At 44.8% G+C, this 16,907-nt stretch carries 14 protein-coding genes; 3 read left to right on the forward strand and 11 right to left on the reverse strand.

Features of this window, described 5'->3' with window-relative positions; translation table 11 throughout:
- Positions 1-2 precede the first annotated feature (2 nt).
- Together ptsP and rppH are read right to left on the reverse strand one after the other, a co-directional pair.
- A complete protein-coding gene (gene ptsP / locus LMH68_RS05325; RefSeq protein ID WP_229647454.1) occupies positions 3-2,252 on the reverse strand; it encodes a phosphoenolpyruvate--protein phosphotransferase in 2,250 nt (749 codons plus the stop codon).
- 2 nt (positions 2,253-2,254) lie between these two features.
- Positions 2,255-2,773, reverse strand: a complete 519-nt coding sequence (rppH, locus tag LMH68_RS05330; protein WP_017059335.1) for an RNA pyrophosphohydrolase — start codon at positions 2,771-2,773, stop codon at positions 2,255-2,257.
- A gap of 616 nt (positions 2,774-3,389) precedes the next feature.
- Here rppH and mutH point away from each other — a divergent pair.
- A complete protein-coding gene (gene mutH / locus LMH68_RS05335; RefSeq protein ID WP_102332791.1) occupies positions 3,390-4,055 on the forward strand; it encodes a DNA mismatch repair endonuclease MutH in 666 nt (221 codons plus the stop codon).
- A 68-nt stretch (positions 4,056-4,123) separates the two neighbouring features.
- Here the strand turns inward: mutH and LMH68_RS05340 are convergent, their stop codons facing one another.
- The 8 genes from LMH68_RS05340 to xerD all read right to left on the reverse strand — a co-directional run bounded on the left by LMH68_RS05340 (position 4,124) and on the right by xerD (position 13,636).
- A complete protein-coding gene (locus LMH68_RS05340; protein ID WP_017059333.1) occupies positions 4,124-4,435 on the reverse strand; it encodes a DUF6482 family protein in 312 nt (103 codons plus the stop codon).
- Positions 4,436-4,649: 214 nt separating this feature from the next.
- Positions 4,650-4,901: a hypothetical protein gene (locus LMH68_RS05345; RefSeq protein WP_004735015.1), complete on the reverse strand. Its 252-nt coding sequence runs from the start codon at positions 4,899-4,901 to the stop codon at positions 4,650-4,652.
- 626 nt (positions 4,902-5,527) lie between these two features.
- Positions 5,528-6,862 (reverse strand): cyclic-di-GMP-binding transcriptional regulator VpsR, encoded by a 1,335-nt coding sequence (vpsR, locus tag LMH68_RS05350; protein ID WP_229647455.1) that lies wholly within the window; start codon positions 6,860-6,862, stop codon positions 5,528-5,530.
- 271 nt (positions 6,863-7,133) lie between these two features.
- Positions 7,134-8,666: a lysine--tRNA ligase gene (lysS, locus tag LMH68_RS05355; protein ID WP_017059330.1), complete on the reverse strand. Its 1,533-nt coding sequence runs from the start codon at positions 8,664-8,666 to the stop codon at positions 7,134-7,136.
- 98 nt (positions 8,667-8,764) lie between these two features.
- Positions 8,765-9,863 (reverse strand): peptide chain release factor 2 gene (gene prfB, locus LMH68_RS05360; RefSeq protein WP_100208942.1). Its coding sequence is split into 2 segments (ribosomal slippage): positions 8,765-9,787 and positions 9,789-9,863, totalling 1,098 coding nucleotides; the frame shifts between segments, so codons are not numbered across the junction.
- Positions 9,864-10,098: 235 nt separating this feature from the next.
- Positions 10,099-11,835, reverse strand: a complete 1,737-nt coding sequence (gene recJ, locus LMH68_RS05365; RefSeq protein WP_017059329.1) for a single-stranded-DNA-specific exonuclease RecJ — start codon at positions 11,833-11,835, stop codon at positions 10,099-10,101.
- An 80-nt stretch (positions 11,836-11,915) separates the two neighbouring features.
- Positions 11,916-12,695 (reverse strand): thioredoxin fold domain-containing protein, encoded by a 780-nt coding sequence (locus LMH68_RS05370; protein WP_017062874.1) that lies wholly within the window; start codon positions 12,693-12,695, stop codon positions 11,916-11,918.
- 26 nt (positions 12,696-12,721) lie between these two features.
- Positions 12,722-13,636, reverse strand: coding sequence for a site-specific tyrosine recombinase XerD (xerD, locus tag LMH68_RS05375; RefSeq protein WP_017059327.1), 915 nt, complete (start codon positions 13,634-13,636; stop codon positions 12,722-12,724).
- A 150-nt stretch (positions 13,637-13,786) separates the two neighbouring features.
- On the opposite strand from xerD, the gene fldB reads away from it, so the two are divergent.
- The gene (fldB, locus tag LMH68_RS05380; RefSeq protein WP_017062875.1) at positions 13,787-14,308 is read left to right on the forward strand and encodes a flavodoxin FldB; all 522 of its coding nucleotides are present in this window, start codon (positions 13,787-13,789) and stop codon (positions 14,306-14,308) included.
- 146 nt (positions 14,309-14,454) lie between these two features.
- Here fldB and brnQ read toward each other — a convergent pair whose 3' ends face one another.
- Positions 14,455-15,768 (reverse strand): branched-chain amino acid transport system II carrier protein, encoded by a 1,314-nt coding sequence (gene brnQ, locus LMH68_RS05385; RefSeq protein WP_136973918.1) that lies wholly within the window; start codon positions 15,766-15,768, stop codon positions 14,455-14,457.
- 314 nt (positions 15,769-16,082) lie between these two features.
- Between brnQ and LMH68_RS05390 the strand changes: the two genes are divergently transcribed.
- Positions 16,083-16,811 carry a tRNA1(Val) (adenine(37)-N6)-methyltransferase gene (locus tag LMH68_RS05390; protein ID WP_017059324.1) on the forward strand — a complete coding sequence of 243 codons (729 nt, stop codon included), beginning with the start codon at positions 16,083-16,085 and terminating at the stop codon, positions 16,809-16,811.
- The last annotated feature ends 96 nt before the right edge of the window (positions 16,812-16,907 follow it).

Here is a 16,907-nt window from a genome sequence, read left to right on the forward strand (position 1 = left end):
TCCTATTTTTTACCTGCTCGAATGAAGCCTGTAAATTCACGCTCTTCGAAATAGTTCAGCATCATACTATAGATGTCACTACCATACGGTTTTGAAAGTGCCTTATTTGCCAAATCCTGTAATTCAGCCAAGTTCGATTGACGAATCAAATATTTGGTTCTTGCGACATTCGAGGTATTCATACTTAACGTCTCATACCCCAATCCAATCAATAGCAGCGCGCCCATCGGGTCACCGGCTAACTCGCCACAAATACAAACAGGTAATTGATATTGCTTACAAGTATCATGAATTTGTTTTAATACCATGATCACCGCAGGGTGCATTGATTCATAGACATCGGATACTCGTGAATTGTTCCGATCAACCGCTAATAAATATTGGGTTAAGTCGTTGGTACCGACTGAAACAAAGTCGACCTTATGCGCAATCAGCGGCAGTATGTACAGCATGGATGGCACTTCAATCATGATACCAACGCGAGGCATACGCACTCGGTTATCAAGCTCATGCACTTCATCATACGCTTGTTCAATCAACTGTAGCGCGTCATCCAACTCCTGTGCACCAGAGATCATCGGCAGCAAAATACTCAAGTTATGGCTTTCACAGCTCGCACGTAGCATGGCACGTAACTGAATAATAAAGATGTCAGGATGATCGAGCGTAAACCGAATACCACGCCAACCAAGGAATGGATTGTCCTCTTCGATAGGAAAATACGGTAAGGCCTTATCACCACCGATATCGAGTGTACGCATCACCACTTGTTTCTCTGGGTAGCTTGCCAGTACAGAACGATACTGCTTGAATTGTTCATCCTCTGACGGGAATCTTTGCTGCAACAAGAAAGAAATTTCAGTTCGATACAGCCCTACGCCATCAACGCCTTGGTTGATAGCGATGTTAGTGTCTGCACTTAAACCCGCATTAAGCAGAATCTCGACTTGCTTGTTGTCTTGCGTTTTTGCCGGTAGGTACAGCTCGCGATTGACCATAGAGGAGAGCTCACTCTCTTCTAGAATCAGCCCTCGATACTCTTTGAGCAGGCTTTTAGTCGGCTCAATAAAGATCTCACCGCTATACCCATCAACAATCGCTCGCTTGCCATTAGCTTGAGCTAGGTTGAGGTTTACCCCCATGACGGAAGGTATGCCAAGCGCTCGAGATAAAATCGCTGCGTGCGAGTTCGCCGCCCCTTCCAAGGAAATCACCGCTAAGAGCTTTTCTTTGGGAATAGACGCTAATACCGAAGCGGTTAACTCACGAACCACTAGGATAATCGGCTTATCTAACGTGCGAAGTTCATGTTCAGAGTTGTGGAGGAAATAGAGCAGCCTTTGTCCGAGCTCTCGGATGTCTTGTGCTCTCTCACGAAGATACACGTCCGACATACGAGCAAAGCGATTAGAATAACTCTCTACAACCTGTCTTAGTGCCCAATCGGCTTTATCGCCTTTCTGGATTTGGCTTTTTAGATCCTTACGCAGCATAGGATCGTTGAGTAAGTGAGTAAACAGGTCAAAGATCGCCAACGCATCTTTATTGATTTCGCTATCTAAGCGCTTTCGCATGCGCTTAAAGTCATTGAGGGCGTTTTCAACCGCTACCGCCAACAACTCATGCTCTCTCTCTATATTGAGCGTCGAAGCAGGATAAACATCGGTGAGTTCAGGCTGAGTGTTGTCCCACCATAAGTCACCAATCGCCACGCCCGATGAAGCTGCAATACCTTTAGTAGCCGGTAGCTTCTGTTGCTCTAACAGCCAATGGCCTTGAGTTTGGGCGTGCGCCACAATAACGGCAAGTTGTGCAGAGAGCGTGACAAGGAAGGATTCTTCCATCTCACTAAATAAACGTGGGGTCTTCTGTTGAATGACCAATACACCGAGCACTTGCTTGCGGTGGATAATCGGAGTACCGAGAAAAGAGTGATAGACGTTTTCTCCAAGCTCTGGAAAAAACTTATAAGCAGGGTGAGCAGACGCTTGTGCAAGGTTGATAGGTTCAGCACTTCTTTTAACAAGGCCAACCAGACCTTCGTCAAAACCAATGTGAATGCTATTGCCTTTGAAGATCAGGCCTTGAGTTGCCATCAACTCAAGGCGCTGCATATCATTATTTGCCAAATACACGGTGCAACATTCCGTCTGCATCGCACTGCATGTCTCTTTAACCAAAATATCAAGAGCCGTCGACACATCTTCAACTCTTGATACGTGTTCAACTATTTCCCTTAGTTGACTGAGCATGCTTAACCTCTACGCAATTTGCGCTTTCCTTTTATTTTTCGCTCTTTAAACGGCATTGCTAAAGATGCGAACTCTTTCATCGCTCGACGGTAAACATCTCGCTTGAAAGAAACAACTTGTCGAACTGGGTACCAGTAACTCACCCAACGCCAACCATCAAACTCAGGTGTACTTCCACGCTGCATATTGATATGCGATTCATCGCAATCTAAGCGCAAAAGGAACCACTTCTGTTTTTGTCCAATACAGACAGGTTTAGAATCCCACCGAACCAGTCGTTTGGGTAGCTTGTAGCGTAACCAATGACGACTTGTCGCGACGATCTTTACATCCTTTTTAGTAAGGCCAACCTCTTCATACAACTCGCGGTACATTGCCTGTTCCGGAGTCTCACCTTCATCTATTCCCCCTTGAGGGAATTGCCATGAATGTTGCCCGTATCGTTTAGCCCAGAAGACCTGACCATGGTTGTTACAGATTACAATACCAACATTTAATCGGTAACCATCGCCATCTATCACTGGCCAACCTCTATCTAAATTTTTAATTACTCTGATTTTTCCACATATCCCCAATCGGAGCAAACTTAGTGACGTGATAAGCGCTATATTTATGAATAATAACTAGGAATATGGATAAGTTTTGCTCAAATTCTAGTTACCCACACAATAGTGAGACATAGACCACATTTATTCACCTTTTCTGTGAATAACTATGTGAAGAATTACCCGCAATCGTTTTTTTTAATCCATAGATTCATCAACACCAAAAACAACAAATCAGTCAAAATAATTTTATTATTATATAAATCAGTAAATTAAAATAACATTCTAGTTTTAAAAAACATTAGAAATGTAAAAGATCTTTCAGAAACCTGACATGGTTAAAGATCAACCACTCCGATGTTTATCCACACTACTAAGTGAAAGATTCATTTTGAACCCCATTTGGCAAGCATTTTATCCACCATAAACCCCTGTTTATTTATCCACTAAATTAATATTTCAATTAATTACCTTTATGTCCTGTGGATAACCCTGAATTTGATCCCTTCTCTCGCAAGGAGATCATTTCTTAACCAGTCGTCATTTGGTGATAACTTCTGATAAAATCATTTTTTTGATCATGCCTTTTATTATGAAACCAGAACCACAAACACAACAAGAGCTGTTAGAGCGCGCGTATGCCATCGCCGGAATGACCTTTAAAGAGCTCGCTGACGAAGCTGAGATGGTGATGCCAAACGACCTTAAGCGTGATAAAGGCTGGGTTGGGCAGCTATTGGAATGGCACTTGGGTGCACCTGCAGGCAGTAAGCCAGAACAAGATTTTGCCAAGCTCGGTATCGAGCTAAAAAGCATTCCGATTAGCTACTCTGGCAAGCCACTCGAAACCACCTTTGTGTGTGTTGCTCCTTTGATGGGTGTGCAAGGCATAACTTGGGAAACCAGCCACGTTCGAAACAAGCTGTCTAAGGTGTTGTGGATCCCTGTCGAGGGAGAAAGAGAGATCCCGCTAGCAGAGAGGCATGTAGGATCCCCTTTGCTATGGACACCAAGCGAGGCTGAAAACGAGCTTCTAAAAAGGGATTGGGAAGAACTGATGGAATTGATCGTGTTAGGCAATGTTGAACAAATAACAGCAAGGCACGGTGAAGCGCTGCATCTACGACCAAAAGCCGCCAACAGCCGAGTGTTAACGGAAGCCTACGGTGCAAGTGGAAAGCCCATCAAGACTAAACCGCGTGGTTTTTACCTAAGAACTCAATTCACCCACAAATTGCTGACGACACACTACGCATAGGTCGCTTAACGCACTTCAAAGATAGGATGATCAGTGTGTTATCAACCGTCGGTAGTAAGAAACGAGTTCTAATGAGGTTTGAGCGCCAGTTCAATATCACAGTAGCTTTGGCTTGGCTCATTACCAAACTCATCATAGGCGTTGTGTAAGCGAAGATACGCCTTTTCAAAGCCGAGCCGGAGTAACTCCTCTTTCACTTGATCCAAGGATCCAAAGTGAAGCGGCTCGCCGTCTTGCTTTACCGGTTCTAGCTTATGTTTGTACTCCACCGCCAATAGATATTCTGAAATATCAGAACAGCCAATAACGTACACTTTGGGTGTTTGATAAGAGTCTTTGCGCTCTCCATGTAACCACATGTCTAATTGATGCTTTTGCATAGCCGGCCTCCCTTGCTCTATAAAGCTTAGTAGAACTCTTTTCCTTTACTAGATAACGACTTAAAAAAGCACAGATCTCGGCTTAAAAAAGCAAAAAAGAGAAGCAAGCGCTTCTCTTTTTTGGCCAGTTCTAGTTCAAAAGTTTGCACTTTCGACGCCATAACTATCACTGTTAATTATCTTAGGGGTTGAAAGGTGCTATCAACCCCGCAGATTACGTCGGTATTCGCGCACTTAAGACACGACGAAGGTGACGTACTCGACGTTCAATCGTGACGACTTCTGGTTCAGAAAAACCAATCGGTCGACCGTCAGCTTCAAGACCAATATCTCTTAGTAAGTGAGTATTGTTCCATGGTAGATCATATGAACTGCGACGAACTTTTCGTTGCCATTCACGCTCTTCACGACGAAGGTCTGCACGGATAAGGACTGTTGCTAATTTTAAATATACTGAGTGACGCATAATAACTCTCCAGTTGTAAAATAAACTGAGGAAAAATAGCGTATTAGATAGTATGAGGGCTTCTCACTTAGCTGCTATTTTTCCGCAGCCAAATAAGGGTACGGATCTATTAGTTAGGTTTATCTTGGGTGTTTCGATCGGCCATGGCTGATGTTTGTGACATAACAGTCACCATGTCAGTACACGGATCAAACGACGCGCAAATATGCTGTATAAAATCGAAATGTTTCATTTGCGCCTCCAAACTAACTAAAAAATCCAAAAAGAAATGAGATAATAAAAGCAAATAAGTCTTTGTTAAACCATTGCTTTCACGGTTAAAGTCTAACCAAGTGAGTATATTATTCAACCGATAATTGATTAACAATTTCAAAACAAATGATTCACCCAAAATATTAGTTGCATATTACTTTATATATAACATATTCACTATGATTATATAAAATCACAGAACATCTCTCTTAAAGACCGAGCCTCTAATAGCTCAATCTATCAATCTGTCAATCTGTCAATCTGTCAGCAGTCAACGATCAACGAGAAGTTGTAGCAATGGATATAAAAAAACCACGCATCATGCGTGGTTCTTAGATTGACACTAACGGGATAGAATCAATGAATAGAGAGCTCTAAACAACACCTTCAGAAATCAGGCTATGTTTGTTCAGCAATCGGTACATGGTTGCACGCGAAACTCCAAGCTCCTTAGCGGCCAACGATACTTGACCACCATAAGATTCCAGAACAATCAGCAACGCATCTCGCTCTGAACGCTCACGGATACTTTTGAGACTGCGGCGCTCATCATTCTGTTTTGGTAAATCCAGTTGTTGATCGTCAATGATCACCGCATCCGACATCAGCACGACACGCTTAATTTGATTCATCAACTCACGCACATTGCCCGGCCAGTGATAACGATTCATCGAGCGGATAGCATCGTCTGAAAAGCTCTTCGCTTGAGCATTAAACTCTTTTGAATACTCACGTAGAAAATGATTAGCCAATACTGAAATATCACTCACTCGCTCTTTTAAGCTCGGAACGTGAATGCGCAGAACATTGATGTAATGATAAAGCTCTTCATTGAAGTCGCCCTCGATCAATGCCTTTTCGATATCAGAAGAGTTCGCGGCCAGAATACGCACATCGACAGGTTTAGGACCATCCGCAGTTTCAATTTTACCTTCTTGTAAGAAACGCAGCAGGTTCAACTGCTGATTACGTGGCATCGCCAATACATCATTGAGTAAGATGGTTCCGCCGTCGGCTTCTTCCAACAGACAAGGTGCTGCAGCGGGCTGTGCTGAGATACCAAATACCTCGGCTTCTATTCTCATCTCAGATAAGGCACGACAATTGACCGTTAAAAATGGCTTCTGCGCTCGCGAAGAGTTTTGATGAATTGAGCGTGCAATCGTCTCTTTACCAACCCCACTCTCGCCATAAATCAAGATACTGACATCAGTCGGCCCAATACGCTTTACTTGGTCTCTCAAGCGCTTCACGGCCACAGAATCGCCTAGCAGTCCCATGTTGTTATTGATGCCGTAGTTTGGCCATACCTTCTGCTCAAGCTTAAGCATACCCAGTTGGTGACCAATGGTACTCAGCAATTGAGCATCTGGGATTGGTGCCGTGAAAAAGTCGATACAGAAGTTGACGATAAACTGGCAGATCGTATCAGAGCTTAATTGAGATTCACGGATAAAGGCGAGCCATCTCACCTGCTTGTTATTGCTCACAAGGTTAGCAATACCGTTGAGACTGAACTCATCATGACTAAGATCGACAATACCAATACATGGGCCAATATCAGCAATCAAGGCATCGGCTTTTCGTAAATCTGCACACTGGGTACACTGCCAACCCACTTGTTCTAACACTGATAACCAGGGTTCGTACGCACCACCAACGACGATAAGAGAACCTGGTAAGGAATCCATCTTAAATTGAGTTCCCATCCTTCTTCCTTATTCTATTTTTATTTAAATCAGACTAATACGAGTCACTGCTTCATCGTTCGACAAAATGCCGCGAGAGCGTATTCAGCGCAGAGACGTATAGTAGTGAGACTATCTTAGATTTTATGTCTCAATAGTAAGACTATGTCAGAAATAACGATTTTTCGAATCAAGAGTGCGGTACAGACTAGGTTTTGAAGCCCCAAAACAGAAAAAGCCACTCTTCAGTGGCTTTTTAATTACATAGGCTGTTACGCCCTATAAGCGAGAATTACGCCTGTGGACGCATTGCCGGGAACAAGATCACGTCACGGATTGTGTGCGTGTTTGTAAATAGCATTGCTAGACGGTCGATACCGATACCTTGACCCGCTGTTGGCGGTAGGCCGTGCTCTAGTGCAGTAATGTAGTCTGCATCGTAGTACATCGCTTCGTCATCACCCGCGTCTTTCGCGTTAACTTGCGCTTTAAAACGCTCGTCTTGGTCTTGTGCATCGTTAAGCTCAGAGAAACCATTCGCAACTTCACGGCCACCGATGAAGAACTCAAAACGGTCTGTGAAGAACGGGTTGTCATCGCTACGACGAGCTAGAGGAGAGATGTCCGCTGGGTAGCCAGTGATGAACGTTGGTTGAATTAGCTGAGGCTCAGCCGTTTCACCAAAGATCTCTTCTAGAAGCTGACCACATGTCCAGAACGTTTCTACGTCTACGTGTACAGATTTTGCGATAGCAACCATCTTTTCACGGTCTTGTAGGTCTGCTTCTGTTAGCGCTTGAATCTCAGCGTGCTCAGGGTTGTAGTGTTTGATTGCATCGAACATGCTCATGCGAGCGTAAGTGCCACCGAACTCAACCGTTTCGTCACCGTAAGGCATAGAAGTAGAACCAAGAACGTCCATTGCTGCCGTGCTTAGCATCTCTTCTGTCAGATCCATAAGGTCTTTGTAGTCAGAGTACGCTTGGTAGAATTCCATCATTGTGAATTCTGGGTTGTGACGTGGAGATAGACCTTCGTTACGGAAGTTACGGTTGATCTCGAATACACGGTCAAAACCACCCACCACTAGACGCTTAAGGTAAAGCTCTGGTGCAACACGTAGGTACATGTCGATGTCTAGTGCATTGTGATGAGTGATGAACGGACGTGCAGTTGCGCCACCCGGGATCACGTGCATCATTGGCGTTTCAACTTCTAGGTAGCCTTTCGCGCTCATGAAGTTACGGATTGAAGATACAAGCTTAGAACGCACGATGAATGCATTACGAGAATCTTCGTTCACGATTAGGTCAACGTAACGCTGACGGTAACGCATCTCTTGGTCAGTTAGACCGTGGAACTTCTCTGGTAGAGGACGAAGTGCTTTAGTCAGCAATTCAAACTCTTCCATGTTCACGTAAAGGTCGCCTTTACCTGATTTGTGAAGCGCACCTTTAACACCGATGATGTCACCGATATCTAGGCCTTGGTACTTCTCTTTCAGTACTTTTTGAACGTCTTTCGCTGCGTATGCTTGGATACGACCAGAAGTTTCTTGAATCGCAAGGAATGGACCACGCTTCGCCATAACACGACCAGCGATCGCAACGATGTGGTTAAGCTCTTCTAGCTCTTCCTTAGTCTTCTCACCGAATTCCGCTTGAAGATCGCCAGCTAGGTGCTCACGACGGAAGTCATTTGGGTGACCGTTAGCTTTGCAGTTTTGGCGGATGTGATCCAGCTTGCTGCGGCGCTCAGCGATTAGTTTGTTCTCTTCAGGTGAAGAAGCTTCTTGTGCGTTTTCGTTTTGAACAGCATCAGTCATTAGAGATGTACCCTGCTTTTAAAATTTGGACCGCTATATTTTTGCAAATATAGGCATTTTTACCAATATTATTGGTAAAGCTTAATAGTTGATAAAGCTTACAGACCTGATTTCAGGCTAGCTTCAATAAACTTGTCTAAGTCACCGTCAAGAACCGCTTGAGTATTACGGTTTTCGATGCCGGTGCGTAAATCTTTGATACGAGAATCATCCAGCACGTAAGAGCGGATTTGACTGCCCCAACCGATGTCTGATTTCGTCTCTTCGCTCGCTTGTTTTTCAGCATTTTGTTTTTGAATCTCAAGTTCAAAAAGCTTAGCACGTAGCTGCTTCATCGCTTGATCTTTGTTCTTATGCTGCGAACGGTCATTCTGACACTGAACCACAGTGTTAGTCGGAACGTGAGTAATACGTACCGCTGATTCCGTGGTGTTTACGTGCTGACCACCAGCGCCAGAGGCACGGTATACGTCAATACGTAGGTCAGAAGGATTAATGTCGATCGTAATGTTGTCATCAATCTCAGGATAGATAAACGCAGATGCAAATGAAGTATGACGACGACCACTTGAATCAAATGGTGACTTACGAACTAGACGGTGAACACCAGTCTCTGTGCGTAACCAACCGTAAGCATACTCACCAGAAATACGTACCGTTGCGCCTTTAAGGCCAGCAACATCGCCATCCGACACTTCGATAACTTCAGTCTTGAAGCCTTTCGAATCTGCCCAACGTAAGTACATGCGCAACATCATTGAAGTCCAGTCTTGAGCTTCTGTACCGCCCGAACCTGACTGTAAATCGATGTAGCAATCTGATGCATCGTGATCACCAGAGAACATACGACGGAATTCCAGCTTCTCTAGCTTAGCTTCAAGCTCGGCCAGTTCTGGTTCAATTTCATCGAACGTTTCTTGATCTTCTTCTTCAACCGCAAGCTCTAATAGGCCATCAACATCCTCAACACCTTGGTCAAGTTGGTCGATCGTTTCTACTACCGCTTCCAATGCAGAACGTTCTTTACCTAGCGCTTGAGCACGCTCAGGTTCGTTCCATACATCCGGTTGTTCTAATTCTGCGTTTACTTCTTCTAGACGCTCTTTCTTAGCGTCATAGTCAAAGATACCCCCTCAGGATATTTGTGCGCTCAGACACATCCTGCAGACGGTTTTTTATAGGATTGATTTCAAACATTTTAGCTCATCATTTATGAGTAGAATTTAACCGAAGAATTGTACTCAAAAGTGTGACGGAGATACAGAATTTTTTAGAGTGGTGAACCAAGATTCAACAACTTAATGGGATATAAAATTGACAGGCATAAAAAACACGTAAATTTTGTAAGGGCAGGAAGGAAAACAAGCCCTGTTTTTGAACAGAGCTTGTTGAATTTGGCACTATATGATGAGCATTATTGAGCCCAAAATCACTATTTGGCTTCGATATGATCAATCATCAGCTGCAACGATTGGTTGCCGCGAAATTCGTTGATATCGAGCTTAAATGCAAGATGAACGGTTTTTACTGATGCATCAGGCCAGCGACGTAGGTCGACGTTAAAGGCAATACCGTCAATCATCACATTGGTTGGGTGGCCTTTGTAGAGCGGCTCAAGCATCAGCTTAAGGTGCTTTTCACCCACCAGCTTTTGGTGCAGCACTTTAAACTCACCATCGAAGATTGGCTCAGGGAAAGCTTGTCCCCACGGGCCACCTGAACGCAGCGTTTCAGCGGTGTGCATCGAGAACTCTTCTGGTAACAGCTCACCATCAGACAAGATAATGCCCTTCAGTGCTGTTTCTCCAAGTTCATTCTTCACCACATCATTGAACAGCTTGCTGAAGCGTTCAAAGTCCTTTTCCATGATGGTTAAACCAGCCGCCATTGCGTGGCCACCAAATTTAAGAATCAAGCCAGGGTTTTGAGTATCAATTCGGTCCAATGCATCACGCATGTGCAGACCCGGAATTGAACGACATGAACCTTTGATACTGCCTTCGCCGCCATCTGCAAACGCAATCACTGGGCGGTGGTATTTGTCTTTGATACGCGAAGCCAAAATACCAATCACACCTTGGTGCCAATCACGTTGGAATAGTGCCAAGCCAGAAGGTAGGTCGTCTTTACCAAATTCAAGGCGCTCACAAAAAGCCATCGCTTCTTGCTTCATACCCTCTTCGATCTCTTTACGTGTTTGGTTCAAGCCATCTAACTCACTCGCCATTCGACGAGCCGCATGGATGTTGTTACTCATTAGCAGCTCAACACCAAAAGACATGTCGTCTAATCGACCAGCTGCATTGATACGAGGACCAAGAGCAAAGCCAAAGTCAGACGCCACCAAACGCTTAGCGTCTCGCTTAGCAATTTCGATCAAGGCTTGAATGCCCGGACGAGCTTTACCCGCACGAATACGTTGCAAACCTTGATGAACTAAAATTCGGTTGTTTTCATCGAGTGGAACCACGTCGGCAACCGTACCCAGCGCCACAAGGTCAATCAGTTCCATCAACTTAGGTTCTGTCATGCCGCGCTCTGCAAACCAACCCAATTTACGCATGTGAACACACAATGCCATCATCAGGTAAAAAGCGACACCAACCCCCGCTAGGGCTTTCGAAGGAAAAGCACAACTTTCAAGGTTTGGGTTAACCATCGCATCGACCATTGGCAGTTCATTGCCCGGCAAGTGATGATCGGTAACCAGAACCTCTAGCCCTTTCTCTTTAGCAAAGCGAACACCTTCAATTGAAGATACACCGTTGTCGACCGTCATGATCACTTCAGCACCAAGCTCGATTGCCTGTTCAACAACCTCAGGGCTCAAGCCATAACCATCTTCAAAACGGTTTGGTACCAGATAGTCGACGTTAGAGCTGCCGAGCATACGTAACGCTAAAACAGACAGCGCCGAGCTGGTCGCGCCATCGGCATCAAAGTCACCAACAATGATGATGCGTTTTTGCTGCTGAATAGCTTTGAACAACAGCTCAACCGCAGCATCAATGCCGCCCAGTTTTTGATAAGAGTGCAAGCCTTTCGCTGCTGTCTCTAGTTGGTCGGCACTGTCGATTCCACGACTCACATAAATGCGCTTTAACAAGTCAGGTAAGTGAGCAGGTAAGACTGAAATGTCGACCTCAGGACGGCGTTGGATCTCTATCATATAAAAATGGGCCCGATATCAATCAGGCCACTCCTTAAATCAAAAACATGGGGGATAAATTGGCAATACAGAAAACGAGATTATTGCTCTAAACGTTGAAGAAGTTGTGCTGGCGGTAAGTAACCACTCACCAACTCACCACTTGCTAGCACGATAGCCGGTGTGCCATTGATGCCAAGCTCACGACCCAGTTGGTATTGTTTAGCAATGATCTGCTTTTGCTCTGCTAGGTCTTTACCAGACGCTGGCATTTGACGGTTTACTTTAGCGTCATGCATCGCTGTTTTTGGATCATCTGACGCCCAGATTGCTGCCATTTGATCGGCAACTTGCCCTGTCGCACCTTGGCGTGGGTAAGCCATGTAACGAACGGTGATACCCAAATCGTTGTAGCCTTGCATTTGGCTGTGCAGACGAACACAGTAGCCGCACGTAATGTCAGTAAATACCGTCACAACATACTTTTCGTTATCGGCTTTGTATTCAATAACCGTATCCGACATCGCTGCCACTTTTTCAGCATTCAGCGGAGCTTGACGCTCAGCCAAAACATCACTGAACTTTCCGTTTTCATCCAAAGAGTAAAGAGTGCCGGCTAGAAAGTGATCGCCCTCTGGAGAAGAAAAGATAATGCCGCTGTTGGTTTGAACTTCTAAAAGACCATCGATATCCGAAGGCACAATCTTATCGACCTTAATACCGATTTTTTCAAAACGCTTAGTTAACGCAGCTGTATCAATAGCTTGAGCTGGAGCAGCTTCTACGGCTGTTGATGTTGTTTCTACTTTCGCTTCTGATGCATTACATGCAGTAATCATAAGAGGAAGCGCTAGTAGAGGAAGACGGCGTAATACGCTCATTAAGTTCACCTTAAAAATAAATGGATTTAAGCACGTGGGTGATGCTGCGCGTGAATTTGCTTGAGCCTTTCAGTCGCCACGTGAGTATAAATTTGGGTTGTCGATAAGTCACTATGCCCAAGTAACATCTGTACGACCCTGAGATCTGCGCCATAGTTCAGTAAATGCGTCGCAAAAGCGTGTCTCAATACGTGTGGTGACAACAGCTCTGTATCGATCCCAGCGACGACCGAGTAGTGCTTAATACGATACCAGAACGTCTGACGGGTCATTTGCTTGGCGCGTTTACTCGGAAAAACCACATCAGAACTGTTTTCGCCAAGTAGATGTGGACGACCTTGTTCAATAAAAGTCTCTATCCAATCCACCGCATTTTCGCCCATTGGTACTAAGCGCTCTTTGCCACCCTTACCAATAACACGCACCACGCCCTGTCTTAGGCTGATGTTTTCCATCGTCAAGCTAACCAGTTCTGTCACACGCAAACCGGTTGCATAGAGTAACTCAAGCATCGCCTTATCGCGAAGCTCAATCGGATCGTTCGGATCTGGCGCATCGAGCAAAGCATCAACCTGCTCTTCGCTCAAATCTTTCGGCAAGCGTTGCGGCAGCTTCGGGCTGATCAACAAGGCACTTGGATCATCGCCTCTGATTTTCTCGCGGTGCAAATATTGGAACAAGCGACGAATCGCCGACAACATACGGGCACGAGAGGTCTGCTTAAAATCGGCGTCGGCTAACCAGCCTTGATAATCCTGTAAACCTGAAAGGCTAATGAAGTCGAGGCGGTAATTGTTCTTTTCCATCCACGCTAATAACTTGGACAAATCGGTACGGTACGAGACAAGCGTATTCTCCGATAATCCTCGCTCCATCCACATAGCATCTAAAAACTGCTCAACGAGACCGTGGTCTGCGCTCTGCCCTTGAGGCGACTGCATAGTGTTACTCACAATATTGGAAACTGTTTTGAGAGTATGCCAGAGCAAATATGAATGCCATAAAAATTACGACTTGAGCGGATAATCGCTGCAATCGAAGTCGATTTATGGTTAGAATTCGCCATCTGAAATTAAAATCGAACGTTTGCTATGAAAATTGGATTATTTTACGGCTCAACCACCTGCTACACAGAAATGGCAGCAGAGAAAATTCGCGGCATTATTGGTGAAGACCTAGTTGATATCCATAACGTGAAAGAAAGCCCTCTTTCATTGATGGCGGACTACGACCTTTTATTGCTGGGCATCTCGACTTGGGACTTCGGTGAAATCCAAGAAGATTGGAATGAACTGTGGGAAGACATCGCAACCACGCCTATGAAAGGCAAGGTTGTGGCTCTGTTTGGTTTGGGTGACCAAGAAGGCTACGGCGAATGGTTCCTAGATGCGATGGGTCTATTGCATGATGAACTGAAAACCGCGGGTGCAGAGTTTGTTGGCTTCTGGCCAAACGATGACAGCTACGAGTTCGAAGCGTCTAAAGCGTTAACCGAAGACAAATCTCAATTCGTTGGTTTGGCGCTTGATGAAGATTCACAATACGAGCTAAGCGACGACCGTATCGCAAGCTGGGTTGAGCAAGTACTGGTTGAGTACAGCGAAAAGCTATAACCAAACAGAAGTACTCCCGGCTAAGTAGCTAACCAAGTAACTAGCTGGATATAAAAAGACCACAGAATACAAAAAGGCCTCATTACTGCGAAGTAATGAGGCCTTTTCTATTTCATCTCGAAGGACAATCTAATCTCAACGGAAGATTAAACAGTCTCTTCAGCCATCTCTTGTTCTGTTGACTTGCCAACAAAGAACATACAGATGATTGCAGCCGTTGTTGGAAGCAACCAACCCATACCGATCTCAAACAGTGGCAGCATCTTAAGTGCAGACACGTCTACACCCGCTACTTTAGCGCCATCAATAAGAGCAAACAGCAGTGACACTAATACCACTACGCGGTAAGCCGCTTTTGGATTAGGGAAACGGCTACGTAAGAATGTCAGAGCAACCAACGCGATAGCGACTGGGTACAGTGCAAACAGTACTGGAACAGACAGAGAAATCAGTTGAGAAAGACCAACGTTCGCAACGGTTGCACAAGCTACACCATTGATGATTACCCAAGTCTTGTAAGACAGAGGCGTTAGCGAGCTGAAGTAATCAGAACATGCTGACACAAGGCCAATCGCCGTAGTTAGACATGCTAATAGTACGATCACAGAAAGCACTAGCTGACCAGAAGGACCAAACAACGATTGAACGTATAGGCTTAAAATAGCACCGCCATTGTCTGCACCAGCTGCGACTGTTGCACTTGTTGCGCCTAGGAAAAATAGAGAGATGTAAACAAACGCCAGACCCGCTGCGGCAATACAACCCGCGCTAATTAGGTACTTAGTCGTCGCTGCACGGTCAGTAATGCCCTTGCTACGAATCGCATCAACAATCAGCATACCAAACATCAAAGAAGCAAAAGTATCCATGGTGTTGTAGCCTTCAAGGAAACCTTTGGTCAGTGGTTGAGTGATGTACTCACCGTGAGCCGCAAGAACGTCGCCTTGAGGGTTAACGAATACAGCGATCGCCAGTACAACCAAACCAACGAACAGTGCAGGTGTTAGTACCTTACCAATGACGTCAATAAGCTTACCTTGCGACCATGAGAAGAACATCGCTACTACAAAAAATGCAATCGAAAAGAGAGTTAGGTGAGCTTGAGAGGCATCGATGAAGAACGGTTTCACCGCCATCTCATAGGCAACAAGGCCAGTACGCGGTGCAGCAAATGCAGGACCGATAATAATAAAGATCAGTACAGCCATGATGGTTGCTGCTTTCTTAGGAAGATCTTTAGTTAAGTGACCCCAAGAGCCACCAGCCACTGCGACCGCGACGATAGTGATTAAGGGCAGACCAACGGCAGTCAGCAGAAAACCAGACATCGCTGGAAGGAAGTGATCACCGGCTAATTGGCCAGCTAGAGGAGGGAAGATGATGTTACCCGCACCCAAGAAAAACGCAAAAAGCATAAAGCCCAATGCCATTATATCTGTTAGTTTTAGACTCTGTTTCACAGATAATCCTTAATTATATTTATGAATTTATGTTGTGCTTACATGAATGTTACAGCTCAAAGCTGCCAATCAATCTATAAAATAGTCGCGCATAATGACGAAACAACTGGCTAGCTGCAAGTCACCACACAAAAACACCATATAAATTTGCATATGAGAACAAAAAGCAGTGGATTCCACTAGCTATAGAAAAATAGCCACAATTATAAACTAACCATAATGCACAACAATATTTTTTCAAGCAGAACATTAACTCATACAAGCGGTTAACATTAGAGCTAATCACTTAAAATATCTCGATACTCAGAACATTAATGAAAGACAAAACAGTGCAAACTAAAAGCTTCAATTTTAAGCAATTCTCAATTTACGGCGGGAAAAGCGGTATGCCAGTCAGTACCGATGGCGTATTACTTGGCGCGTGGGTAAGCCTGCCACAAAGATCATGTGTACTCGATATTGGAACCGGGACAGGTCTGCTGGCTTTGATGGCTGCGCAGCGTTTTGAAGATGCTTCAATCTCTGCGATAGATATTGATCAACACGCTATTGATGCTGCCACTGTCAATATTGAACAGTCGCCTTGGCAAAATCGTATCTCCCTTGATCACGGCAGCGTGTTAACAGCCGACTTTCCACAAAGGTTTGATGCGATCATCTGTAACCCGCCCTACTTCAACTCTGGAGAACAGGCGCAGCAAAGCCAAAGAGCCACCGCCAGGCACACCGACAGCTTGGATCATTTAGCGCTTGCCCAGCGTTGTTTCGAGATAACAACCGACGCCGCGACTGCCAGTTTCATCCTACCGACGCCTGAGGGGGAAGGTTTTATCAAGCTTGCCGAGCAATGTGGTTGGTATCTAGCAAAACGCCTTGATGTAAAAACAACAGATAAAAAGCCAGCTAGCCGAATTTTATTCGAGTTATCTAAAGATCCTGCTTGCGAGCAAGATTTGCAGCGCGAATCGCTTACAATTCACCATCAAGGTGGTTATAGCGAAGCATTTATTGCGCTCACTAAAGATTTTTATCTCAAGATGTAGCAAATACCATGTGATCCTAATCACTAATGCTTCTATAATGTCCGACTACTCTTTTTTATCGTCTGCTTTTTGAGGCAGAAACATTTATTGCTTGTG

It is taken from the genome of Vibrio sp. F13 (assembly GCF_020806305.2).
GTDB lineage: Bacteria > Pseudomonadota > Gammaproteobacteria > Enterobacterales > Vibrionaceae > Vibrio > Vibrio crassostreae_C.